This is a genomic window from Streptomyces sp. NPDC059456 (assembly GCF_042750055.1).
GTDB lineage: Bacteria > Actinomycetota > Actinomycetes > Streptomycetales > Streptomycetaceae > Streptomyces.
In genome coordinates this window covers 3,409-5,338 of sequence record NZ_JBHYVA010000601.1, presented here as the reverse complement: position 1 = coordinate 5,338, position 1,930 = coordinate 3,409, and the positions used below count along the sequence as shown (strand labels likewise).

The following is a 1,930-nucleotide window of genomic DNA, read 5'->3' as shown; positions in this document are numbered from 1 at the left end:
CTCCCGCGCGCGCCCGGCGGGTGCCGTGCTGGCGTGCGTCACCACGAGCGCCCCGCCGGTGACCCAGGTGGGGCGGAAGTACCTCGCCGCTGCCGCCGCGCCGGCGGCGGCAGCCGCTGCCGTTCCCGACCCGGGCACCTGCTCCATCACCACCCCCGGGACGTGGTGGTACGGCCGCTTCGGGTACTGCGTGTACAGCCTGACGGTGCTCTACACGCTCAAGGACGGCAACGGCAACGTGGTCGGCACCGGAACGCTGAACGTGTCGAGCAGTGCCGTCCTGCCCGACAAGGGCACGAAGTGGAAAGAGAAGATCTCGGTCACGATGACCGGCGCGACCGGGGCCGTCACGACCCTGAACGTGAAGTTCAGGGCTGACTGCTCGGCGGGCTGCAAGGTCACCACCACGGCCCCGTGGTACTCGAAGGGCGCCCTGATCCCGGGGCAGCTCATCAGCGGCGACGTGGCCTACGAATCCACCCCGGCGCCCGGCACGGCAGTCGACTTCACGACGTCGTACAAGATGTACGTGACCTCGCCCGGCGCCCAGATCACGGACCCGAGCGCCTCTTGGAGCAACCCGGAGAAGATCCGCTGCGACGACGACGTCCGGGACACGACCACCGCCGGCACGCCCGATCCCGGCTGCGTCGTGCCCAGCGTCATGCCGGTCGTCAGGATGAGCGACCAGCAGGCCCCGTCCGGCGCGGGGGCCGCGGCGGCCGGCTACCTGTGGGCCCAGAGCAACCTCGCCGGCTGGGGGCGCGACAAACCGCTGACCCGGGCGAAGGGTGACACAGCCGGCCGGGCGGCCCGGACCTGTGGCACCTTCCAGGCCCGGACGGACCTCGTCGCGGGCGACAGCTGCGGCGAGTTCCCCTTGGCGGTCACCCGCGAAGGCGGAGTCGACGGCGCCCAGTGCGCCGAGGTCCTTCCCCGTCACAGCACCCGCGGGGGATGGGTCACCGACGTCCTGGACGGCGGCACGGGCAGTCCCTGCGCCCGCGCTCACGTCCCGCTCGCGGACAAGCAGGCCGGCGACGGTCAGCTCTCCGAAGGCTTCACGAGCCAGCGGGTGCTGGAAGACGACCGGTTCAAGCTGGACATCAGCGGTTCGACCGCCGAGCCCCAGGCCGTCTGCCTCCAGAACGCTCCGGCCGGGCACGTGCCTTCCGGCAACGGATGGATCAAGAACACCACCGAACCGGTCCCGCACGTCAACAAGACCGTTCCACTGAGCCCGGCCGGATTCCGGGCGACCCAGGCGCAGGCCTGCCTGGGCACCACGACCGTCGAGGGCAGTCCGGCAGAGGGAGACATCACCGGCTGGCAGGACGCGCAGGACTTCGCCCTCAGCCACCCGCCCGTGGCCGGGCTCGCCCGGTGCCATCTGATCCCCAACATCCTGGGAGGAGAGGGCTTGGAGAGGAAGGGCGGCCCGGCCAATCTCGTCCCGTGCTGGCAGGCCGGAATGAACACCGGAACGCCCAGCATGCGGACCTACGAGGCCATGGCCCAGAAGTCGGTGAAAGCCGTGAAGGACGGCGGCATCCTGGGCCCCAACGACGCGATCTTCTACCAGACGACGCCCGACTACCTGAACACCGACAGCACGATTCCCCAGGGAGTCTGGATGAGCGCTAGGGTCGAGCGGTCGGACGGCACGTCGCAGCCGCTGTTCCCCGACATCTACGTACCCAACACCCAGAAGAACACCGGACTGCTGAACCTAGGAAACTAACCCGCTCGACGCGCGCCATCGGGAGCCGGCATGAGACGAACCACCCCACCGCGGCCTTTCGACGTCACCGCGGTCTTCCCTGACCTGGCCCCGCTGGCGCGCCCGGCGATCCGGTTGCATCCCCGCCCCGGGTCTCCGACCCTGCACGACAGTTCGGTGGGGGGCGGGCGGGGCAGCGCCGCCCCGGCG

1 protein-coding gene is annotated in these 1,930 nt (G+C 70.7%); it reads left to right on the top strand.

Translation table 11 applies throughout. The features are described 5' to 3' along the window. Positions 1-1,741: hypothetical protein (locus ACFXA3_RS34425; protein WP_385193503.1), on the top strand; the 1,741-nt coding region annotated here is incomplete at its 5' end. Positions 1,742-1,930: the final 189 nt, after the last annotated feature.